The organism is Photobacterium sp. 270122K (genome assembly GCF_059941365.1).
Map to the genome: position 1 here is coordinate 218,305 of NZ_JBPOEN010000007.1, position 24,299 is coordinate 242,603.

The window sequence follows — 24,299 nt, forward strand, 5'->3', positions numbered from 1 at the left end:
GCATGAGATCCCTTCAGTTCGCACTGATCATGAGATCACTTAGCCGCGCGCTTTGTATTCCGCTTTGTCGAGACTGTGCTTCTTCATGCGTAAATACAGCTTTTTGCGAGGGATCTGCAAGTAGTTGGAGACATCATTGATGCGGCCAGCAAACAGGTACAGCGCATCTTCAATGACTTGTTTCTCGTAGCTGTCGACCAAATCATCCAGCGGGCTGCTCATGTGCTCCAGTGGCTTGGTACGATCTTGACCGGTTAACTTCACGATCCCGATCGCGTACAGCTCGGCCACGTTTTTCAGCTCCAGCACGTTACCGGTCCACTCGTGACGGTTCAGCGTATTGATGTACGCCTTATCGATAGACGGCAAGGTTTTGTGCAGTTTCTGGCAGCTCTGCTTCAAGAAATACTTGAACAGCGGCGTAATGTCACACACCCGCTGGCGCAGAGGTGGCAACTGGAAGCGTACTTGGCTGAGGAAGTAGAACAGCTCAGGCAACAGGATTTCCTGTTCCACAAGGGCTTCTGGGTTGGCACCGGTGATCGCCAATACGCGCACTTCTTTCTTGTTTTGGCGTTCTTGCTCCAGCAAGAAACGGCACAGCCACTGCTGGGTTTCAATCGGCATTTCTTGAGGCTGACTCAGGCTCAAGGTCCCGCTGCGTGCTGAAATCATGGCACGTTGCAGATCCGCCGTACAAGAAATCGAGGTGCCCTGTGTGACCACAAATGGCCCTTTGTTCAGGGTGCTTTGCTGGTGCAAAAGCTTGGTCACGGTATGACGACCCGAGCCGCTTTCCCCCTCCACCAAGACGTCTTTTGAGGTCAGGGCGATTTGGGTGATCTTCTCACGAATTTTGACAATCAATGGGCTTTCGCCCAGCAGCACTTCGCTGGCAGATTGTGTCATCGCGGTGCGAATGCCGATTTTTTCTTTACGGACCGGTAAGTGCTTATCGAGTAAGGCCAGCAGCTCTTTGGGTTGCAGCGGCTTTTGCAAGAAATCCAAGGCACCGCGTTTGACGGCATCGACCGCCATCGGAATATCCCCGTGGCCGGTGATCATGATCACCGGTAATTCCGGATCGAGCCCTTGAATATGCTCAAGCAGTTCCATGCCGCTAAGGCCCGGCATGTACATGTCCGTGACAACAACGCCCGGCCAGTTACGGTGCAGCATTGAGGTTGCCAAGGTCGGATCGGTAATGGCTTGTACTTTGTAGCCTGACATTTCAAGCAGCTGTTGATAAGACTCGAGGACATCCTGGTCATCATCAATAATTAAGACTTCAATATCGTTATTCATTATCATGATTTTTCAACTCCAACACGACCATTGCACCGCCATTAAGGTTTGAGGCGAGGAAAATATTCCCGTCAAGACGGTTCATAATTGAGCGGCAGATACTCAGGCCGAGTCCGAGACCTACTTCTTTGGTTGTGGTAAATGGGATAAACAGTTTTTCGATAATTTCAGCGGCAAATCCGTGACCGCTGTCGCTTACAGCCAGGCGGCAATAGCCGGCCTCACTGTGAAGTGATTCAATGGTAATCTCGCGTTTGTCACACCCAGCGACCGCATCGCAGCTGTTAACGAGCAGGTTAACCAGCACTTGCTCTAGCTGCACTTGGTCAGCAAAACAGTGCATGGGCTGGGTGAGTTGATTGGCGATGGTGGTCTTTTGCACCTTGGCGCGGCTTTCGACAATCATCATCGCTTGTTGTAATGAGTCCTGCATGTTCACGGTTCTGAGCGGGCTGTCTGCCGATTGCTTTTTCGAGAAGCTCTTCAGGCTGGCAATGATCCGCCCCATGCGTGACGACAAGTTATCAATCTTATCTAGGCTCGCGGGCAACTGCTCTAAGCGCGATTTGTCCAGCGCCAATTTGGCGGTGAAAACATGGGTGGAAATGGCCGATAACGGCTGGTTCAACTCGTGTGCCAGTGAGGTCATGGTCTGGCCGACCACGGCCATTTTCGCCGCTTGGATCAGTTCATCCTGTGTGGCGCGCAAGTCTGCTTCCACCCGTTTACGATCTTCAATTTCCGCTTTCAGCTGACGGTTACGGCCCGTGAGTGAATGGGTTTTTTCCCGCACCATTTTTTCCAGCCAACGGGCTGCATTTTCCTGCTCGGTAATGTCCGTCATGGTGATAATGACTTTATCTTGCGTGCCTTGTTGGAACAGGCGGAAATCCAAGCGCAAATACAGATTATTGTTGTCCAGCGTTTGCTGCTTCACCGTCAGGTTACAGCCGCGTTGGTGAAACAGCGGGCTGTTTTGGCTAAACAGGGATTGCAAACGCGGTTGCATGGCGGCATTGAACAACTCCCACAGCGATTTGGTGGTGGGACGGTCGACGCCATCAAACAGCGTCTGCGCGCTGGGGTTGACCGACTCAATGTTCCCTTCCAGATCACAGGTGATGATACTGGCCTGCGTGTTGTTGATCAGGTTCAAGGCATTGCTCTGCTGCATTTCTTGCATCTGGCGGCAGAAGTGACGCAGGTTGTCACCCAGCAAGCCGATTTCATCGTTACCCGTCACCTGAATGGTGGCGTTGTGTTGGTTGTTCGCTACCGCATACAAGTCTTGCGACAGCATGTTCAGGCGTTTAACAATGCCTTGACCCACCAGATAAATCGACAGCATGACCGACAAAAACAGGGTGACGATCATCATGCCAAATAAGATAAAATTACTGATGATAATCGCTTCGCGGGTTTTATCATTCAGGGCATTGAGTGAGGTATCTTCTTCTTCCACTAAGGATTGGATCAGGGCTTCTTGGTAATTCAGTTGCGTTTGGATTTTGTCTTGGTACAGCCTAATACGACGTTGCAGTTCGTTATCCAACACCAATTGATCTTCCAGTGCGCCGCCCGGTTCAACCAAGGTGATCAGCTCTTGCAGCAATTGGCGGTAAGATGCGGTTGAGGTGTAATGGCTCAGGTTCTGGCTCATTTTGCTGACTTCTTCGGTTTTGTAGCCGATGAAGTAGAACGCGTTATGGATATCGCGGTCTTTACGCTGACGAACAATTTCCTGCACCAGCTGATGCAATTCGTTTTCTTTTACCGTGATGGCCTGAAGTAGTGAAAACTCGGTCATCACTTCATTGATGGTGCTAGAGAGGATGGCATTAGGCAGCATGCGTGTGAGCTGCCATTCCACTTCTTGACGGATAGGCGTCAACTCATCAATCAAATCCTGATGCAGCCATTTGATGTTGTTTTCAGTCTGCGCCAGCACGAACAGGTGCGTGTTACGCTGATAGAGCAAGTCGCTGTACATCTTGATGTTGCTGCCCAGCGTATCCAGCTCGGTTTTGATCGCGGGGTGAAAACGCAATTTTTCCGTTTGCTCGATAGAGGTGTTGATCTGGGTCAGCTTGTCATTGATGTCTTGGCGCAGATCCGCATGCATGACCGGATCGGTATTGCTGCTCAGTAAGTGCAGCGCCGTCTGCAAGCCCGCTGTGTTACGTTCCAGCAGGTAACTGGCCCGTAGCGTCGGCATGTTTTTTTCCACCATGGTTTGGATTTGGTCATCTAAACTTTCCCAGTTCACGATGGCGATAACACTGACACTGATGGTCAAAAATGCCATGAAGGCAATCGAGGCGATCAGGCGGTTGCCAATGGTATTGCGTTTTTGCATTACGGCCGCCTCCTGCGTTCATGGGCATCAAGCAAGCGTTCGCAAATGGCAATCGCTTGATCCAGTTGTTCAGACATGAGCAGACGCCACTGATTGGTGTACTTCATGGTGTCAAAGTCAGTCCGCGTCAAGCTGATCGCTTCCTGTAATAGCGGATCTTTGGCTTGGTTTTCTGATATCGGCGGGGTCGAGGCTAACTTGAGGGCAAGGTTAAACTGACGTTGCTCTGCTTGTGATAAGTGCGGCAGTTTTTTGATCTCATGGATCAACTGCCAAGCTTGATTCAGGCGGATCAATTGCTGGTTAATGGTCTGTTCAAACAGTTGCTTGATCAGTGCTGCGCGTCGCTGCATCAAAAACTGGTTGATGGGGATCACGTCAAACGGTTGAGACATCGCTTGATTCAAGGCGTACTTGTTCATGGTGCTGGTGGACAAGTCTTGTTGGATCTCATCTGACAGTAAAAACTGAATAAACGCCACGCTGTATGGTGACGGATGAATATTATCTACCGCTGCGGCATAACTTGGTAATAACGGGCTGTTGGCTTGGTATTTAAAATCAATGAACGGGAAAATTTTCTGCCGGCCATACGCGTAGCTGTCAATGATAGGGCCAATGCCCGCTAACCCACGGGCGATGGTATCGCTGACACCATAACTGCGGGCAGACACCGACGACAAGTTGCCGCCGATTTGCAGCAAGATTTGCCAGCCTTTTTTCCAGCCATACTGCTGAAGGATGTTTTCCACCATGATATGGGTGGTGCCGGATCGGGCAGGGCTGCTCATCACCAAATGACGAAAATAGTGCGGTTCTGTCAGGCTTTCCCAGCTGTCTGGTGGTGGCAAGTCATGCTTTGTCAGGTAATCGGTATTCCACATAATGCCGTAACCTGAATAACCAAAGACGGCAACATTTTTCAGGGTTTGCTGCATAAATTGCTGTTGCTGAAAGGCCGAATCGTAATTTAGCTCGTTGAGCGGCAATAAGCGTTTTTGTTCGCTGAGAGTGGAATAAAGCGAGAGAGATGAGGAGATCACCAGATCAATATCGTGGTCGGCCTGTTGCAGCAAGCGCAGCCCTGAGGTTTCTCGGCGGTGCAAGAGGGTGAATGTCATCTCGGGGTGGTGTTTTTGGAACGATTCGAGGATCGGTTGAACCGCTTCAAGGTGAAACGTCGTTAATACAACGAGCTGATTGGTCGGCTTGGCCCAGCAGGATGCTGAAAATAAGAGCACAACAGCAAGAAGCAATCTCGTCATATCAAAAGTGGCCAATCAGGAATAAGGGTTCTATATACTAGTAAATACGCGATCTTAATAGCGAAAGTTAGCAGCATTACTTTGATTTATTAGTACGTTAGCGAATTTTTTTGATCTCATCGAAGTGCTGAGTTGTTTTTGACTCATGATGACCGCTTTGCTGGATGAAGATCACACTTATTGTGCGGATGGAAATAATATAAGTGAATGGTTTTAAAGGAAAGAAAAATAAAGGGTATGCCAGCCGCTGACTGATAATGGCCAGCGGCTGATAAAAATAGGCGTTTTAAGCGTTTTGGATTTGCTGAATTTCCGACGCTGACAAGTGGTACTGACGTGGGCAGTTGCGCCACGTTTGCAGCATACGCTGATATTTGCTGTGCATCGGCACTTGGCTGTTGAAGTGGTGCTCAGAACGTTCAAACTGCGGGTACAGGCCTTCTTCTGCGGTCAGGAAGCGCACGTAGTGAACCAGTTGTGCTTCTGTTGCTGCGTCAAAACCGTGGAATTGCAGGCGACGGTGATCAACATGCTTTTGGTTTTCTTCTGACAGCATGTTGTAGGACTCTTGCAGTGCGTGATACATCTCCATGAAGTCGATCACTTGGCGGCATTCTTGCTCAGGCAGATCACCGAAGTCTTTACTCATTGCGCGCATTTGCAGGCCATAGCCTCGCTCGACAATGGTTTGAAGGCGTTGATATTTTGCTGCGTTTTCAGGATCCATCTGAGCCATCAAGTAGTACTGGTTTGAAAGAATCAGACGTTGTGCGTTGGTCATTTCCATAATGATAGGCCTTTATATTTGCTATTGAGCTGGCATTGAGATTATCAGGTTAGGGGTAAAAAAAATTGATCTGATAACGGCTTGCCCCTATTTTTTTGTTAAAAATCAGCAATTCCATAAAGTTGTCGTCAAGACGTTAGTCTGCTTAGGGGCTTGCCCTAAGACCCTCTTAATTATTACAGGGATTTGGGGCTTGAAAAGCGGTGGATGATTACCCTGAAGCACATGGGTAATGGGTTAATAATGCGAGGAGCTGGAGACATGATGTCAGGATGGCAATTGATCGGTTTTGTGGGGTGGTTAGGGATATTGGGATGGGGGTTTCCTCGCGAGTTTTGGCCTAAATTCCGGCACGATAAAGCCTATCAACATTGGGTGTTCGCCAGTGTGGTGGGGATATTTGTGTTGTGGCAGCTAGAGGCAGGCTTGAGTGAGGGGTTGCAAGTGCACTTTTTGGCGATGACGGTACTGGTCCTCTGTCATGGCTGGCGAATTGCTTGCTGGATAGGGCTGGGACCTATGGCCTTGATGATGGCGATGGGGCTATTACCGGTCGCGGACGCTGGCATTTATGGGCTGCTGACGGTGGTGATCCCGGCGTTGTCGAGTTTTATGATCTTTCAACTCACTTACCGCTACCTGCCACATCATCTGTTTATCTATCTTTTTGTCGCAGCATTTTTCAATGGTGCGCTGACCATGGTGGTGCATCAACTGGCGACAGGCGGGGTGATGGGGCTAATGGGCAGTTACAGCTGGACGTACATTGTCGACAATTACCTTATTCTGTTACCGCTGCTGCTTTTCCCAGAGGCATTACTGAATGGCATGGCGATCACTTTGCTGGTGGTTTACAAGCCGGAATGGGTGAGAAGTTTTCATGATAACGACTATTTGATGAAATAAGTAAACGGTACGTCAGTTTATCGTGATTAGTTTGCTGGTGTTCTGTGCATCCGGTGCCTAATTGCGGATCTTTTAGCAAAAAACCTTGCAGTTAAAAGGGAAAATTCCTACCCTTTGCGCGCTTTTATTGCACGCTATTGGCGTGCCCACTCGCATATTGCGTGGGAATCCCCGTTTTCTTTATTAATACGCAAAACGCCGCCAGGATGGCAAGGATTCAAAGCAGAGGGAAAACGAGTGCATTTGGTGTTGGTCTAGAAGGTGACTTCTTGCTGGCAGAGGTGTACCACAGGTTTGTATCCCTGGCACTTTGAATCGCGTAAAGCCCATTCCTTGCTTTTGCGTAGCTTCTCTTGGGTGCCGGACGGTATGGACGAATTGTTGAGCGCGTCTCGTGGTGAACGAGCACGTACAGCACTTTGTATTAAAAGAGTAAACTATGCACGTATTATCCGGTGTGATCGGTGTTGTGATACTGATCGGCCTTGCTTACCTGTTGTCTGAACAGCGTTCTCGTATTAACTGGCGTACCGTTCTGGGTGCGTTGGCTATCCAAGTCACTTTTGCCGCTATCGTGCTTTACAGTACGGTAGGTCGTGAAGCCCTTGCGGGATTCTCGAATGTCGTGCAAGACGTCATTAACTACAGTAACCACGGTATTAGCTTCCTCTTTGGTGGCCTTGTCTCTGACAAAATGTTTGCCCTGTTTGGTGGCGGCGGTTTTGTTTTTGCCCTACGCGTTTTGCCTGTTGTTGTCTTCTTCTCGGCGTTGGTATCAGTGCTGTACTACTTCGGTGTGATGCAGTTCATCGTTAACACTTTGGGCCGTGCGTTGTCTTACGCATTGGGCACAAGCCGTCCAGAATCGATCTCCGCAACGGCCAACATTTTCTTGGGCATTTCTGAAGCACCGTTGACGATCCGTCCTTACCTGAAATCGATGACTCGCTCTCAGTTCTTCGCGGTGATGGTCGGTGGTATGGCATCGGTTGCCGGTTCTGTACTGGTAGGCTACGCACAGATGGGTATTCCTCTGCATTACCTACTGGCGGCTTCTTTCATGGCGGCACCTGCTGGCCTATTGATGGCGAAACTGATCATTCCTGAAACAGAAGTCGTGGATGATACGAAAGACACGTCTGCGGGTGATGAAGAGAAACCGGCTAACGCGATTGATGCCGCAGCACAAGGTGCGTCACAAGGTATGATGGTGGCCATGAACATCGGTGCGATGCTACTGGCGTTCGTGGGCTTGATTGCGCTGATCAATGGTATGTTGGCAGGTATCGGTCAGTGGGTGGGTATGCCATCTCTGAGCTTGGATATGATCTTCGGTTACCTGTTCCTGCCGTTGGCTTACATTGCGGGTGTGTGGGATTTTGATTCAGCACAGCAAATGGCAGTATTGTTCGGTACCAAAACAACTGTGAACGAGTTTGTGGCGTTCTCTCAGTTAGCACCCATGATTGCAAGTGGTGCGCTTGAGCCTCGTGTTGAAGCGATCATGGCATTCTCACTGTGTGGTTTTGCGAACTTGGGTTCTATCGCTATCCTGTTGGGCAGTATGGGTGTGATGGCACCGTCTCGCCGTAATGATATTGCGACCATGGGTATGAAGACCCTAACGGCAGCGATTCTGGCGAACCTGTTGAACGCAGCGGTTGCCGGCATCTTTATTAGCCTGATTTAAAGCGTCTGAATTTGCCTGCTGAGTAAGCGTTATCTATGCCGGTGGTGAATGCCATCGGTATTACGATAAAATTGCGATAAAAAAGCGGCAAAAGAAAGACAAAGAAAAACGCCAGCAACTTTCGTTGCTGGCGTTTTTTTATGTGCAGATTGTGGGTAAAGGGTTAGCTTAAACCAATGATATTGCCGTCACTATCAATATCGAGTGACAGGTACGCTGGTTTTTCTGGTAAACCCGGCATCGTCATGACGTTGCCACACAAGGCATAGACAAAACCGGCCCCCGCACACAATTTCAACTCACGAACCGGCACGGTGAAATCGGCCGGGGCGCCTTTCAGGCTTGGATCGTGGCTGATAGACATTGGCGTTTTCGCCATGCAAATCGCCAAGTTATCGTGGCCGTGGGCTTTGAGTTCTGCCAGTTGTTGTTTCGCCAGATCAGACAGCTCAATCCCACACGCACCGTAACCCACTTCCGCCACTGTCATTAGCTTTTCTTCTAATGTTTGGCTGAGTGTATACAACGGCTTAAAGTTCGCAGGTTGCTGACAAGCGTTGATCACGGCTTGTGCCAGTGCTGTTGCCCCTTCACCGCCTTTACCAAAGGCTTCACTGATCGCCACTTCTACATGGGTAGAGAAGGTCGTTTCGCTGATGCGCTGTTGCAGTTGTGCCAGTTCAGCATCGGTGTCTTGTGGGAAGCGGTTGATAGCAACCACAACCGGCACGCCGTATTTAGCGGCATTGTTGATGTGCCATTCCAGGTTGGCAAAGCCCGCTTCAAGTGCCGCAGAATCGGTGTTGAAAATGGCGTCAGGTAAGGCTTGGCCAGGACGTAGATCGTATAGACCCGAGTTGGCTTTCAAGCCACGCAGCGTGGCAACCACCACAGCACAGTCAGGACCTCGGTCGGCTTGCTGTGCTTTGATGTTACAGGCTTTTTCAAAGCCCATGTCAGAGCCAAAACCGCCTTCCGTGATGGTAAATTCACTTAATTTCAGGGCGATGCGGTCAGCGATGATCGATGAGTTACCGTGGGCGATGTTGGCAAACGGGCCTGCATGGATCAGGGTCGGCACGCCTTCGAGTGTTTGCATCAGCGTCGGTTCAATGGCTTCACACATGGTGACGGCCATGGCGCCTGCAACCTGCAGATCTTCCGCGGTAACCGGTTGGCCATCGACGTTGTACGCCAACACAATACGGCCAATGCGCTGACGCATATCGGCCAAGTCTTTCGCCAGAGCCAATATGGCCATTAATTCCGACGCGGCAGAAATGTCAAAGCCGTCTTCACGCTCGATGCCATTGATGTTTTTGCCCGGCTCGTTTTTACCGATGGTGATCATGCGCAGGGCACGATCGTTATGATCCATTACACGTCGCCACACAATGCGGTTGATGTCGATGCGCAGGGCTGGCATACCGGTTTGTGCGCTGAAGGCGTCGTAGCCCAAGCGTTCTTCATGATAGAGGCGGGCATCGAGTGCCGCTGATGCCAGGTTATGTGCTGCCGTGACCGCATGAATATCACCGGTCAGGTGCAGGTTGAGTTTTTCCATCGGGGCGACTTGGCTGTAACCGCCACCGGCAGCCCCGCCTTTTACGCCAAACACCGGCCCCATGGACGGCTGACGAATACAGGCCATGACCTTTTTGTTCAGTTTGGCCAGCCCTTGAGCCAGGCCAATGGTGGTCACGGTTTTCCCTTCACCCAATGGGGTGGGGGTAATTGCAGTCACCACGACCAATTTGCCTTCGGGTTGATCGGCAAGGCGTTTTAAGATTGATGGTTTAACTTTGGCCTTTAGGGTGCCTTGAGGGGTTAGATCGTCAGCATGAATACCGGCGTGCTGCGCGATCTGATCAATCGGGGTGAGAATCGTCTCACGACAAATTTCAATATCACTTTTCATGGGGCGCCCATAACCTCGCATAGATGGCAGGAGATAGTTTGCGAGCTGTTACAAACAGGAGCGCAAACGTTTGCGTTGGCTTTATACCATAATTTTATCACGTCTATATAGATAATTTCCGATATAAGTGTGGTTATTTTGATGGGATGGCAAGCGGGGAAGGTAATGATTTGATGGAGAAAGAAAAATAGCCTACCCGAGCACTGGGTAGGCTATGACTTAAAGAATTATTTTTTTGTCGAACGGATTAAGCAATTTCAGCTTGCGCTTGGGTTGCCGTCATCTCAGTTACTGACACGATGTTGCCATATACAGGACGTAGCGCCTGTACAATCTCCTGGCGGGTAATTATGCCTACAAGGCGGTCATCCTTTACTACCGGGAAGATATGTGGACGGTTTACAACCATGGTACGGGCACGTTCGCTAAGCGACAGTGTCGTCAGTGTGGTTGCAATACCGCCGCTTGATACGGGGTACAGAACATTTTTATCAATGCTCATGTATTCGGCGATTTCCAAGATAGAGTTCTCAGGGCTCACCGTTTGAATTTCGTGTTTCATCACGTCTTGCACTTTGCCTTCAGCATCTGGGATGTAATCCTTACACCACAGGTCAACCAAGACATCATGAACAGAGAAGAAGCCAACCAAACGTTGATCGCTAGTCAGAACCGGTGCACCTGAAAGGTTTTCAGTCAGTAGTGTGTCCAGTGCAGCGGCGATAGGCATCGTCGGGAGCAACGTGACCGTTGCCGGGCGCATATGATCATTTACGAGTAAGTTTTCTTGCATCATAGTAATGTCCATTTTTAATACGTTTGACTGTGAAAAATCAGGCGTAATCAATGTTGCCGCTATCGGTTGTTCCTTCGGTGAGCTGAAAATTGCCCAGTAAGTCAGTCCGACCAGTACACCACCGCCGACAATATTGCCCAGCGTAACGGGAATAAGGTTGGCGAAAATAAAGTTGTGAATATTGAGGTCAGCGTACTGCTCTGGTGATACCCCAAGGTTTAGCCAAAAGCTCTCTGGTGCAAAATGCTGAATGGTGATCCCCAGCGGTACCATGAACATGTTAGCGACACTGTGTTCAAAACCGGTGCTGACGAACATCGCCACTGGCAGAATCATCATGGCCATTTTGGTCATCATATTGGTTGAACAAAACGTCATCCAAACCGCAAGACACACTAACAAGTTACATAACACTCCAAGCGCAAAGGCTTCGGCGGGCTGGTGGTGCAGTTTGTGCTGCGCCACGTTTAGTGCATTCAAGCCCCACTGACCGCCATCAAGCTGGTACAAACCGGCCATGGTCACCAACATCAGCAGCAACATGGCCCCGATGAAGTTGCCCAGGTACACCTTGCCCCATGTCGCCAGCATTTTGCCGGTGCTGATGTGATGATTGGCACGGGCAATGGATGACAACACCGTACTGGTGAACAGCTCACCGCCACAAATCACCACAAGGATCAGCCCCAAGCTGAAAGCCAAGCCGCCGAGCATGCGGTTTACCCCCCAGTTCATCGCCGTATTACCGGTGGTGACGGTGAGGTAGAACACAAAAGCCAACCCGATGAAGACACCGGCAGTGACGGCAAGCGCTACCGTGGTTCGCGTCGGTTTAGACGCTTTGCCAATCGCGTAGTACTCCGCCTGTTTCATCATCTCTTTGGGGGTGAAATTACTGCTACTGGATGTTGGTGCTTCCGCGGCCATCGCAATAGCCTCCTTGTCGTTGACCGATGATGTCACCGGAATAGGTTGAACATAAAGGGTTGAGTTGTGTCACGTTTCCTCCTTGTTGTGTTGAGTGAACACCCTCAGAATATGTTCAAATAAATCATTGAGTAAAATTGATTAATTTTTTAACCCTCATCACTTAACTTGATACTATGAGGGGCAAGCATTATTACGTGTTATTAAGGGAGTATTTTTATGCGTTATTCGCTCAAGCAACTGGCTGTTTTTGAGGAGGTAGCTAGTACACGCAGCGTCAGTAAGGCCGCGGAAAATCTAGCATTAACGCAGTCAGCAGCCAGTATGGCCCTGTCTCAGTTGGAAAAGCTGTTAGGACGGCCATTGTTTGAACGTCAAGGTAAGCAGATGGCCTTGACGTATTGGGGGGCATGGTTGCGTCCTCGAGCGAAACAATTGATTTTTGATGCGCAGCAGATTGAGCTGGGATTCTACGATCAACACTTGGTGAGTGGGGAAATTAATGTGGCAGCAAGCCAGACGGCGGCTGAGCACCTCTTACCTGAGCTTATCAGTATTATTGATAAGGACTTCCCAGAATTGCGTATTCAGCTGACCGTGAAAAATGCTCAGAAAGTGATTGATCGGGTTAGATGTTTTGAATCTGAGCTCGGTATCATTGAAGGACGTTGTGATGATAGTCGCCTAGAGCAAGAAGTGTGGTGTCACGATCACTTGGTCATTATTGCTTCCAAGCATCACCCGTATGCCAAGCTTGAAAAAGTCAGCTTTGCGCAGTTAGAGCAAGCCAAATGGGTGTTGCGCGAATTGGGTGCCGGTACCCGTAAAAGTTTTGAGAGCGCACTGCACGGGGTTATTGAAGATCTCGATGTGTGGCGGGAATATGAACAAATTCCAGTACTTAGAACTTTGGTGATGAATGGCCCTTATCTGAGTTGTTTGCCATTTTTAGATGTAGTTAAGCATATTGAGCGCGGTGAACTGGTCGCCCTGAATGTGCCAGAGCTGAATATGCAACGTACGTTATCTTTCATTTGGCGTGCCGATTCGATTGATAACCCGCTGCGAGATTGCATTCGTCGCGAGGCGATTCGTATGATCAAAGATAAAAAAATGGAAATGTGATTCCATCATTATTTTTGATACCAAAACATAACCAAAATGATAGAAAACACAGTGCATATCGGCGTATTGTTGCGCGGCTTTCATAACCTTGTTGCCATCTGTTTACCGTATTTTTTCCATTTTATCGTAAGTTTACTACATAATTGGCGCTTTTTTCTGCGTATTGCGGGTGTTGTGACAAAGGTATAGGTGATTTTTCTTATCAATTTTTATGATGGGTGATCTTAAAACTTTTCATATTATTGATGAGCTATAGTGGGGGATGTTGTGTCTGTGACAGAGGGAACCCCTGAGTTCGGTGGCATAAACACCGATTATTCATGGCTTTTGGGGGATTAAGGCAATAAAAAAGGAGAGCCTAGGCTCTCCTTTTTGTGCGTCAGTGATTTAGAAAATCACGCGCGCCGAGGTATAACTGCTGATGATAGCTTGAACATTTTCCATCACTTCTTTTGAAGGTGGCTTAACCCCAGTCAGTTGATAGTCAAAACCCATGGCTTCCCACTTGTGCTCGCCAAGCTGGTGGTAAGGCAGTAGTTCCACTTTTTCAATGTTGTCCATGTCTTTGATGAACTCACCCAATAGGTGTGCAGAACGCTCATCATCGGTAAAGCCAGGCACCACCACGTAGCGGATCCATGTTTTCTGACCACGTTGGTGCAGGTAACGGGCAAAATCCAGTACACGTTTGTTTGGCACGCCCACAAGATTTTGGTGAATACTGTCATCCATTTGCTTCAAATCAAGCATAACCAGATCAGCGGCATCCAACACTTCATCAACAACGTCAGTGTGCTTACGGATATAACCGTTGGTATCTAGGCAGGTATGGATCCCTTCTGCCTGTGCGGCACGGAAAAAGTCACGGACAAATTCCGGTTGCATCATGGCTTCACCGCCAGAGGCTGTCACGCCGCCACCGGAGGCTCTCATGAAGTGACGGTAAGCCGTCGCTTCTTTGATCAGCTCATCAACGGTGATCTCTTTACCGTCGTGCAGGTCCCACGTGTCACGGTTGTGACAGTATTGGCAGCGCATTAAGCAACCCTGCATAAAGACGATAAAACGAATACCCGGGCCGTCAACGGTTCCGCAGGTTTCAAAAGAGTGAATTCGACCTTTTACTGACATTACTTTAATTCTCCACGTTGGGCGTGTTTTGCTTGTCATTTTATTACAAATGACGAGGCTAAAGTAGTCATAAACGTACTTTAAGTATGGGGATAGCCCCCTTACTTATTGCTATTTGTGCATTCCTGCGATTACAGCGAAAGCGGGCTGGTGGTAACAGCCTGCTGGGCTTGCCAAGTCAGGTGCCAGTTGACCAAATGTTGGATCGGCATGGGTTTGCCAATGAAGAAGCCTTGCGCTTTTTGGCACTGCATTTGTTGGAGTAGCTGCCATTGCTGATCTTCTTCAATGCCTTCGGCGATGGTGTCGAGGGACAAGCGATTGGCGAGCAGTAAGCTGGCTTCGACAATGGCTTGAGCGGTGCGGTTATCGGGCAAGGCCTGAATGAAGCTCATGTCGATTTTTAGCGATTCAAACGGTAACAGATCAAGCTGTTTCAGGGAGGAATAGCCGGTACCGAAATCATCAATGGATAGCCGAAAGCCATAGATCCCCAGCCGCGAGGCCGCTTCCAGCCCTTGACCGGCATTTTCCAGCGCATCGGATTCGGTGATTTCAAAGGAAATGATCTGGTTCATATTGGGGTGCTGCTGCAACAAGGCAATCACGGTATCGACAAAGCCTTTCGCGATCAAGGTTTGTGGCGTGATATTGATGGCAACTCGGCGGCCTTGCAGTGCGGTCAGGTGTGACAAAGTGTAGCGCAATGTCAGCATCGCCAGTTCGGCATCTTTTCCCATTGAGGTCAGCAGAGGCAAAAAATGCATTGGCGTCAGCAAGCCAAGGGTGGGGTGCTGCATGCGGATCAAGGCTTCACAACTGTCCCACTGGCCCGATTGAATATCCACGATCGGCTGGTAATACGGGATCAACCAGCCTTCTGACAGCGCCTGTAAAATGTCGTCCTCACTCAATTGATGTGTGGGATGGACCGGGCGTGGCGTCGAGTGGCGCAAATGCTGAAGTTGCTCGGCTTTGGTCAATAAAATACGCAAATTGTCTAACGTGGTCGGTTTACTGAGTGTACCCAGTAAGTCCAGTTGGTAATTGGCACACATTTTACCGACCGAGTGCAATACCGCCGGCGTGGCCGCACTGGAAATAATGATCCCGCCTTGATAGTGCTGTTGGGCAAGATGACTGAGGAAGGCAATGCCATCCATTTCAGGCATGTTGAGATCGCAGATCAATAAATCAGGCGAATGAGAGGCCATTAATGTGAGGGCTTCCTTACCGCTGACTGCACAAATGACCTGACACTGTCCATTGCTGGCTTGTTTGATTTGATTGGTCAGCACGTGTTGCTGGAAGGGGTGATCTTCGATCAGCAATATTTTCATGACGGTTGTCCTACTTGATCATGCAGGGCATGAATAAGTGCTTGGATAGGGGGTAAGTGCGCAGGATGAATGTGTCCGTTCAGGGCTTCATTTTCAATGCGCTCACACAGTGTGGCCATCTCATGGCACTCCATCATGAGGGCGGCGCCTTTCATTCGGTGCCCAATGTGCTGCACGTCAATGACATCGTTCGCGGTCATGGCGTGAGAAAGGGCAAGGAAATCACTTTCACAGGTCGCCAGATACTGGACCATGAAATCTTGGCAAATCGCGGGATCACCAAAAATGGCGATCAGTAATGACACATCGATCGGCCCACAAGAGGGGGGGGTGCGCGTGCTTTGTGCGTTGGTCTCGGGTGCTGCGGTGCTTGTCACCGCCTGTACGGAGGCCGGTAACCACTGTTTGAGTATGCGGGTCAGGGTCGGTAAGGACACCGGTTTCGATAAATAGGCGTCAAAGCCATACTGCGCAATATGCTCGTCGGCGCTGATCGCGGTATTGGCCGTGAGTGCAATCACCGGTAAGTCATAGCCTTGTTGGCGGACGGCTTTGATCAGTCCGTAGCCATCTAAGTTTGGCATGTGGCAGTCGGTCAGCAGTAACGCATAGTCTTGTTGCGACAGGGCATCAAGTGCGAGTAAACCGTTGTCGACGATATCGGCATAATAGCCAAGACGTTGCAGTTGCTGGCGAATAATTTGCTGGTTTACCACGTGATCTTCAGCGACCAAGATCAGTTGTTGTTGGCGAATGGCTTGCTCACGTGTGATGGGGGACGGGAGCTGAATGTCATTGTCTGGCAATGCATTCGCATTGAACACCGCTTCAGATTGCAAGGCTTGCAGCAGGTGCGAAGGTTGCAAGGGAGAGCAAGAGAGCAGCCAGCCAGTATCCGTGGTTTCAGGCGCCAGAATGGATTTGGGTGACAGCGTGATCACGGTAGTTGGCGCAAGGGCGATCGCATCGTCGGCGGTGAAGCGCACTTGCTGGCACCAGCGGGCGGTGACAAAAACGGTATCCAGCGCTAACAGACGTGCGTCTTCGATCAATGCTCTCACATTAGCCGGTTGCAGATAGGTGGCTTGGCAATCCCAATCGGCTAAGTAATGTGGCAGCGCGATATCTTCGTGCAATAGGCTGTCGATCACGCCACAGTGCAAACCGAGCGATTGCACAGTACGCGGCTGTACGCACTCGGCGGATAAGCTGAAACTGAATATGGCGCCATTGTCTGGACGGCTGGTTACGCTGATCTCGCCCCCCATCAAATGTACGATTTGACGGCAAATAGACAAGCCCAGTCCGGTACCGCTGAAGCGTCGATCGGTACTGATATCGGCTTGCTGGAACGGTTGGAAGAGCTTGGCGATGTCTTGCTCGCTGATCCCTATACCGGTATCGCTGATCGAAAAGCGCAACTGTTGGTGGGTCTCAGTGTGTGCAACGACATCGATCAATAAGGAAATGGTGCCATGCTCGGTAAACTTGGTGGCATTGTTGAGTAAATTGTTGAGCACTTGCTTGAGGCGCAGTTCATCGACCATGAGCAGGCTGGCTAACTGCGGATCTTGCCATAACTTAAAGGCGAGGCCTTTTTGCTTGGCGTGAATAACGTGCGGTTGGATCAGGGTATGTAACGTGTCCGGTAAGGCACACGGTGCCAGGGATAAGTTCAGTTTACCGGCCTCGATTTTCGAGAAATCCAGCACATCATTGACGATGTTCAGCAAGTTGTGGGCGGAGTGATCGAGATTTTCATGGATGCCAGCAAGCTCGGTACGGCCTTTGGTGTAAGGTGCCATTAATTCCAGCAAGCTAAGGATGCCACTGATCGGTGTGCGGATCTCGTGGCTCATCATGGCTAAAAAGCGTGACTTGGCCTCGGTCGCACTCTCGGCTTGTTCCCGTGCATGCTCCAGTTCAAATTGCTGCTTCTTTCTTTCACTGATGTCGATCAGGATGCTGGTCCATTGCCAGCCTTGCTCCACGGGGACGACTTGGCTTCGGATCTCAATCCAGCGGTCATGGTTATTGACCGATTGCAACTGCAATTCGGTTTGCCAGTGGCCTTGAGTGAGGGCGTGATCAATTTCGCCAAACAGCCAGGCATTGTCATTGCGCTGTTGCAGCAACTCGATGATGAGCTGAGGGCACGCGCGGAGTGCGTCGGCGGAAATGTTGATTAAATTGATAATGTGGTCGCTGACAAACAGTAATTCAATGTCACAAGGGTTGCGGCTTCGCTGGCGATGTTGCAATAAAATGCCGTCAAAGTTATTGGTCAGGTAGGTGAGTTTTTCTTCGGCGTCTTTACGCTGACGAATTTCATTATTGAGTTTTTGTGTCCAATAAATGAATGTCATGGATAGCAAGGCGATCAGGCCAAATCCGGCAAACCCCCAGAAGATCAATTTGCTCAGTGCCACCCCGCTGTTCAATGTCACGGTGTGCCATTTGTTTTTGATGTCGTTCAGCTTGCTGGGTGAGGTGGCCGCCATGGCTTTGTTGAGAATATCGCGAAGCTGGGGGTTATTATGTGCGACAGCGATCCCGACCGGACGGCCCTGGCTATCGAGTTTTGAAATTTGTACGCGTAGCTTGCCTAAATAATCGCCCTGCAGCAGTTGCGAAGCGCTGGACAATGAAATCACCGCCATGTCGACCATACCGTCAAGGGTCGCCTGTAGCAGGGCTTCATTGCTGTTAAATAGCGTGACGGGATTAGACGGGTACAATTGCTTGAGCAGCACTTCCCCAAATCGCCCGCTCACTGCGCCGAGGTGCGAGCGACTGTCGACATAGTTTTTCTTTTGTGTGGCCGCACTGAGCATGACCCATTTTTCTTCACTGTAAGGCTGGGTACAGTTGAGTTGCATGAGGCGTTCTGGCGTGCAGGTAACGGCAGCGACAGCATCAATACGGCCACTGTTGAGTTGCTGCATGATGTCACTGAAGTTGTTGTTGCTGATTGGCACCAGATTAATGTCGAGCTGCTGGGCTAATAAGCTAAGTACATCGGCACTCATCCCCGCCATCTGCCCGTCGTTATCCGTGAATTGATACGGATAATCATGGGGGTGATAAGCAATGTTAAGGGTATTACGTTGGGCCAGCCAAGCATTTTCCTCTTCGGTGAGGTTCAGATAGCTTTGGTGTGACAGTAACGACTGTTGTCGGCTAGAGAGCCACGTATTGTAGATCCCCGTCATGTCATTTTGCGTTATTTGTCCCAGAGCTTGGTTGATACGGATGATCAGCGCACTTTGTTCTTTATGTGCTGCAATATAGAGGCGTTCATAAGGTACATCCGTCAGAATGTTTAATTGCAGTAAGTCATTATTGTCGTAGTGATTACGCATCTCGTTCAGGGCGATGGCGTTGCCGATATAGGCATCTGCCGTGCCGTGTTGTACGGCAGTAAGGGCTTGTTCGCTGGTGGGGAAAGCGACGATTTGACTGTGCTTCGCGGTCAGTTGCTGCAATTGTTCACCAATAGCAAAGCCGTGCTCAATGGCGATCAGTTTTTGGTTTAACTCATGAATACTGGTAATGGGCGGCGCATGGGTGATGGCAGCCATCGGAATGCTCAGCAGGGGCTGGCTAAAGGCCATTTGTTTACGGCGCTCATAGGTCGATGAGACCCCCACAAGCAGGTCGATTTCGTTTGCCTCAAAAGCGTTAAGCACATCCGCAAAGGTTGGATACACATGCGCTTCTGTAGTGAAATTTCCATTATTGGCGATTTCATGAACAATTGATGGCAGCAAGCCTGAAACATGGCCTTTTGCAGAAACGTAAGAAAACGGCGCCCAATCAAAGGCGGGGTAACCAATTTTGATGACGTTTTTTTTGACGGGCTCTGCCCAACTGGCGCTGCTGCTAATCAGAAATAGTAAGGCAAGGAGGATGCGAATCACGCCGTGATGCCTCCCTGGGCAGCAAGATCGGTAAAGCGGCTCAGCGCAGCGTGCGGGGGCGGTGAGTGTGGATAATAACGGATAAGTGGCGCATACAACATGAACGGCAAGGTTCCTACTGCAATCAAATAATGGATCGTCCTTGTCAGAGAGCAAAGTGATGTTGCGGCCATGGTGACACTCAATTCCTTTGAGTATTAGGGTATGGCTTTAATGAATTGTGAAGGATATTAGATAAGTAGTATGGAGATTGCAATATATCGCTTAGGTGTCAGAGCGGATATTTTTGAGAGTTTGATGGTGGGCGCGATTTAAAGAAAAAAGCGTTTCTTTTTCATTAAATTAACCACTTGATTTTCATCAATAAAAAAAACCGGCTAAAAGCCGGTTTTTTGTATTTGGGCGACATACTGCCGCCCAAGGGACAGAATACTAATTATAGAGATTCTGTGAAAGTACGTGCGATTACGTCTTTCTGCTGTTCAGCGGTTAGAGAGTTGAAACGCACTGCGTAACCCGATACACGGATTGTTAGCTGTGGGTAGTTCTCTGGGTGCTTAACGGCGTCTTCTAGCGTTTCACGGTTTAGAACGTTAACGTTCAGGTGTTGACCGCCTTCGATGCCAGCTTCGTGGTGGAAGTAACCATCCATTAGGCCTGCAAGGTTAGTACGCTGGTTGTCTTGCTCTTTACCTAGTGCGTTAGGCACGATAGAGAACGTGTAAGAAATACCATCTTTTGCATCAGCAAACGGTAGTTTACCTACAGATGTTAGAGACGCTACTGCGCCTTTCTCATCACGACCGTGCATTGGGTTTGCACCCGGTGCAAATGGTGCGCCAGCACGACGACCGTCAGGCGTGTTACCTGTCTTCTTACCGTACACAACGTTAGATGTGATAGTAAGAACAGACTGAGTAGGAACCGCGTTACGGTAAGTCTTAAGCTTACGGATTTTCTCCATGAACGTAGAAACAAGTTCACAAGCGATGTCATCAACGCGTGCGTCATTGTTACCGAACTTAGGATAGTCACCGTCGATTTCGAAGTCGATAGCGATACCGTCTTCGTCACGTACTGGTTTAACTGTTGCGTACTTGATAGCAGACAGTGAGTCAGCCGCAACAGATAGACCTGCGATACCACAAGCCATTGTACGGTAAACGTCACGATCCATCAGCGCCATCAAAGAAGCTTCGTAGCTGTACTTGTCGTGTGAGTAGTGGATAGCGTTCAGTGCGGTCACGTACTGTGTTGCCAACCAATCCATGAAGTTGTCTAGGCCAGCCCAAACTTTGTCGAAGTCTAGTACTTCGTCAGCCATAGGCGCTTGCTTAGGACCCACTTGAAGTTTTAGCTTCTCATCCACACCGCCGTTGATTACGTACAGTAGTGTTTTAGCAAGGTTTGCACGTGCGCCGAAGAACTGCATGTGCTTACCGATAACCTGTGGAGATACACAACAAGCGATAGCGTAGTCATCGTTGTCGAAATCTGGACGCATTAGGTCATCGTTTTCGTACTGGATAGATGAAGTATCGATAGATACTTTCGCACAGAAACGCTTGAAGCCAGAAGGAAGCTTCTCAGACCAAAGAACAGTGATGTTTGGCTCTGGAGAAGGGCCCATTGTGTAAAGCGTGTTCAAGAAGCGGAAGTTAGTACGGCTTACAAGAGTACGACCGTCACAACCCATACCACCCATTGATTCTGTTGCCCAGATTGGGTCACCAGAGAACAGCTCATCGTACTCAGGAGTACGTAGGAAGCGAACCATACGCAGCTTCATTACGAAGTGGTCGATCATTTCCTGTGCTTCAACTTCAGTGATCTTGCCTGCAGCAATATCACGCTCGATGTACACGTCTAGGAACGTAGAAGTACGGCCTAGAGACATTGCAGCACCGTTCTGAGACTTAACAGCCGCTAGGTAGCCGAAGTAAGTCCACTGGATTGCTTCTTGTGCGCTTGTTGCAGGTGCAGAAATGTCGTAACCGTATTTCTTAGCCATCTCTTTGATTTGGCCTAGAGCACGGTATTGCTCTTGAATTTCTTCACGCAATTGCATGGTCATTTGTAGATCTTCGCCAGATTCCAGTTTCGCTTGTAGCGAATGGAATTGCTTAGCTTTATCCTTCATTAGGAAATCTACACCGTACAGTGCAACACGGCGGTAGTCACCGATGATACGACCACGGCCGTATGCATCAGGAAGACCAGTCAGAACACCAGACTTACGGCAGTTCATGATATCAGGCGTGTAGATATCAAAAACACCTTGGTTGTGTGTCTTACGGTATTCTGAGTAAATCTTAGAAACCATTGGGTCTAGCTCGCGATCGTACGCTTTGCAAGAACCTTCGATCATGCGCACACCACCGTTAGGGATAAGTGCACGTTTTAGAGGCGCTTCAGTCTGAAGACCTACGATCTTTTCTAGATCTTTGTTGATGTAGCCTGCATCGTGAGCAGTAATGGTAGAGATAACAGAAGTATCGAAATCAACAGGCGCGTGCGTGCTGTTTTCCAGTTTGATACCTTCCATTACCTTGTCCCAAAGCGCAGCTGTTGCTGGAGTCGCTTCAGAGACTAGGAAAGATTCGTCACCTTCATAAGGAGTGTAGTTTTTCTGAATGAAGTCGCGAACGTTTACTTCGTTCTGCCATTCGCCAGCAGCGAAACCTTCCCAAGCTTTAGCAAATTGCTCTGCCATGACATACCTACCTTTTTAGTAGAAAAAATACGTACTGCGTTGACTGTTGAGCCAGCCCGCCCTAGGGCGACAGTACACTTCAAGTAACAATAATACGGATAACCAAATGTCCTGTCAGCAACTAGAACAGCAGATTATTCGTTTTAGTACGACTTATTTTGGCGAAAGGGCAGCGCTATGCACTGCCCTTACCGAATTATAGTAGTGCTGGAATGCCGTATTGGCCTTCGAACATACCAACTGCAAGCATTGCAATCACACAGATCACAAGTACACCTACAGGAATCACAATTTTATCCACGAAAGACAGACGCGCTGCGCGCTCTTTATCGCCGATCAAACCGTTGTTGTCTAATAGCATGGTCAGTGCCCATGCTAGTACTGGGTTCACAACCGCAGAGCCGAAGATACAGATACCCGCCGCTTGTGAGCCTTTCGCATCTTTAACCATCTGCATACCTGCTTCTAGTAGCGGTAGAGATACGCCTACTAGTAGTGCGATACGCATTACTGGTGGCCATACCGCAACGTCCATTGGGAAACCAAGGATAGCGATGATCATCACCAATAGACCTAGCAAGATAGAACCTGCAGGGATAGGGCGTTTAGCGATCGCCGCTGGGATCATGTACGTACCCCAAGACGATGTGATGTTACCACCACCGACTGCAGTACCGACCATTTGACGAACAGAACATACTGTCATGGTGTCATCAACATCCATCAGTACGTCATCCGCACCTTTTGGATAGTTTAGCTCTTGGAAAATACGGTGACCCAGGAAGTCAGGTGACCACATTGCCACAGCTAGGATGGCGAAAGGCAGTGACGCAATGAAGTGTTCTGCGTTTGGCAAGCCAAGCATCCAACCTTCTTCTGTGCTGCCCCACCAGTAAACTGGGTTTAGGTTTGGTAGACCGGTTTCGGTCACAAACTTGATATCAAAGCCTGCACCAAGCGCCAGCGCAATGATAAGGCCAGTCGCTGCACAAACAGGGATCGCCAACCAACGCTTGTTCACTTTTGCAAGGAATGCGTAAAGTGCAATCGTCACAGTCAGTACGATCAAGCCAACGTAGCCCATGCTACCTGCTTCAACGGTCGCTGACTGAAGGCCAACAGCCCACTCTTGGATTGACGTAATTTGGCTCATGGTGCCCGTCAAACCCAAGAAGATCAGCAAGCCACCGGCGGTGCCTTCTGAGGTCAGGTTAACCAGTTTTGAACCACCTTTTAGCAGGCTCAAAATAAGGCCAAATACGCCGATCAGTAGAGCCAATGCAAGAGGGTGCGCACCGGCAAGAGCGATCGTGCCGATAAGTGGGATCATTGGCCCGTGGTTGCCTGCTAGGTTAGCGCGAGGGTTGAATAAACCCGACGCCAGCACACAGAACAGCAACGCTGGAATTAACATTTCTACACGTGCAACTTCGATCGCGAACTCTTTTCCAAGATTAACGTGATCCCAAGCTGCAGTTAGGCCTTCGGCCCACGACATCATTACCGCAGAGTACATTGCGATAATACCAATAGTACCTGCTAGAGCAGGGACAAGATCTTCTAGTTCAAATCGGAAATCACGACCAGGAAGGTTAAGCTTCCAGCGACGTGGCTTCATGATTTTTAGCTCATGATCAAGATAGTCTGAACGACTAGCGAAGTCAGATGCAGGGCGATGTAGCTCCTGATAACTTCTTTCTTGTGATGACATAAGTGCCTCGTTCTACGTTAAAAAATAATTCTTATTGTTTTGGTGTTATTACGGACTCATAGCCTGAAAGTGCTCATTTCAGGTGCTGCGCTACGGGCATGTAATTAATTTTCACCAAATTTCACAGCAGTTTACCGTTTGTCTACAAGAATGGAATTGATCTCGATCACTGTCACTAAAATATTCTAAGAAGATAACCAAAAAAAATTGAGTGTAAAGAACAAATGTGATCAGGTGTGAAGTAATTTTAATAAGGAAAAATGTCAATTAGGGCATATATTTAGCGTGATTTTTCTTTTTAACCTTATGTTTTGAATGGGCTTTATGGATGACGGAGAAAGGGCGGGTTTGACGGGGCGTTGGTGATTTTATGAATAACTGTTTGTTGAAAAATTCATCACACAATTAA

General features: G+C 49.1%; 14 protein-coding genes. 3 read left to right on the top strand and 11 right to left on the bottom strand.

What is annotated here, in order from left to right:
• Positions 1-39: 39 nt before the first annotated feature.
• From ACSF8W_RS14390 to ACSF8W_RS14405, 4 genes are all read right to left on the bottom strand, one after another.
• Positions 40-1,311 carry a sigma-54-dependent transcriptional regulator gene (locus ACSF8W_RS14390; RefSeq protein WP_428477820.1) on the bottom strand — a complete coding sequence of 424 codons (1,272 nt, stop codon included), beginning with the start codon at positions 1,309-1,311 and terminating at the stop codon, positions 40-42.
• Positions 1,298-3,661, bottom strand: coding sequence for a sensor histidine kinase (locus ACSF8W_RS14395; protein ID WP_500847961.1), 2,364 nt, complete (start codon positions 3,659-3,661; stop codon positions 1,298-1,300). The genes ACSF8W_RS14390 and ACSF8W_RS14395 overlap by 14 nt, the downstream gene beginning before the upstream one ends.
• Complete coding sequence (locus tag ACSF8W_RS14400) at positions 3,661-4,926, bottom strand: ABC transporter substrate-binding protein (protein WP_500847962.1); 1,266 nt, start codon at positions 4,924-4,926, stop codon at positions 3,661-3,663. Before ACSF8W_RS14400 ends, ACSF8W_RS14395 begins: the two co-directional genes overlap by 1 nt.
• Before the next feature lie 286 nt (positions 4,927-5,212).
• A complete protein-coding gene (locus tag ACSF8W_RS14405) occupies positions 5,213-5,713 on the bottom strand; it encodes a YfbU family protein (protein WP_428477823.1) in 501 nt (166 codons plus the stop codon).
• Positions 5,714-5,974: 261 nt separating this feature from the next.
• On the opposite strand from ACSF8W_RS14405, the gene ACSF8W_RS14410 reads away from it, so the two are divergent.
• Both ACSF8W_RS14410 and ACSF8W_RS14415 read left to right on the top strand, forming a co-directional pair.
• Positions 5,975-6,619, top strand: coding sequence for an energy-coupling factor ABC transporter permease (locus ACSF8W_RS14410; RefSeq protein ID WP_500847963.1), 645 nt, complete (start codon positions 5,975-5,977; stop codon positions 6,617-6,619).
• Between the two features lie 439 nt (positions 6,620-7,058).
• Positions 7,059-8,309: a NupC/NupG family nucleoside CNT transporter gene (locus tag ACSF8W_RS14415; RefSeq protein WP_500847964.1), complete on the top strand. Its 1,251-nt coding sequence runs from the start codon at positions 7,059-7,061 to the stop codon at positions 8,307-8,309.
• Between the two features lie 163 nt (positions 8,310-8,472).
• Here the strand turns inward: ACSF8W_RS14415 and ACSF8W_RS14420 are convergent, their stop codons facing one another.
• The gene (locus ACSF8W_RS14420) at positions 8,473-10,227 is read right to left on the bottom strand and encodes a formate--tetrahydrofolate ligase (protein WP_500847965.1); all 1,755 of its coding nucleotides are present in this window, start codon (positions 10,225-10,227) and stop codon (positions 8,473-8,475) included.
• Positions 10,228-10,474: 247 nt separating this feature from the next.
• Positions 10,475-11,950, bottom strand: a complete 1,476-nt coding sequence (gene focA / locus ACSF8W_RS14425) for a formate transporter FocA (RefSeq protein ID WP_500847966.1) — start codon at positions 11,948-11,950, stop codon at positions 10,475-10,477.
• Positions 11,951-12,169: 219 nt separating this feature from the next.
• Between focA and ACSF8W_RS14430 the strand changes: the two genes are divergently transcribed.
• Positions 12,170-13,075, top strand: coding sequence for a LysR substrate-binding domain-containing protein (locus ACSF8W_RS14430; protein ID WP_500847967.1), 906 nt, complete (start codon positions 12,170-12,172; stop codon positions 13,073-13,075).
• 387 nt (positions 13,076-13,462) lie between these two features.
• Here ACSF8W_RS14430 and pflA read toward each other — a convergent pair whose 3' ends face one another.
• The 5 genes from pflA to ACSF8W_RS14455 all read right to left on the bottom strand — a co-directional run bounded on the left by pflA (position 13,463) and on the right by ACSF8W_RS14455 (position 23,890).
• The gene (gene pflA, locus ACSF8W_RS14435) at positions 13,463-14,206 is read right to left on the bottom strand and encodes a pyruvate formate lyase 1-activating protein (RefSeq protein ID WP_500847968.1); all 744 of its coding nucleotides are present in this window, start codon (positions 14,204-14,206) and stop codon (positions 13,463-13,465) included.
• A 131-nt stretch (positions 14,207-14,337) separates the two neighbouring features.
• The gene (locus ACSF8W_RS14440) at positions 14,338-15,546 is read right to left on the bottom strand and encodes an EAL domain-containing response regulator (protein WP_500847969.1); all 1,209 of its coding nucleotides are present in this window, start codon (positions 15,544-15,546) and stop codon (positions 14,338-14,340) included.
• Complete coding sequence (locus ACSF8W_RS14445; RefSeq protein WP_500847970.1) at positions 15,543-19,466, bottom strand: transporter substrate-binding domain-containing protein; 3,924 nt, start codon at positions 19,464-19,466, stop codon at positions 15,543-15,545. Before ACSF8W_RS14445 ends, ACSF8W_RS14440 begins: the two co-directional genes overlap by 4 nt.
• A gap of 436 nt (positions 19,467-19,902) precedes the next feature.
• Positions 19,903-22,179 (bottom strand): formate C-acetyltransferase, encoded by a 2,277-nt coding sequence (gene pflB / locus ACSF8W_RS14450; protein WP_500847971.1) that lies wholly within the window; start codon positions 22,177-22,179, stop codon positions 19,903-19,905.
• Between the two features lie 196 nt (positions 22,180-22,375).
• Positions 22,376-23,890, bottom strand: coding sequence for a DUF3360 family protein (locus ACSF8W_RS14455; protein ID WP_500847972.1), 1,515 nt, complete (start codon positions 23,888-23,890; stop codon positions 22,376-22,378).
• Between the last annotated feature and the right edge of the window lie 409 nt (positions 23,891-24,299).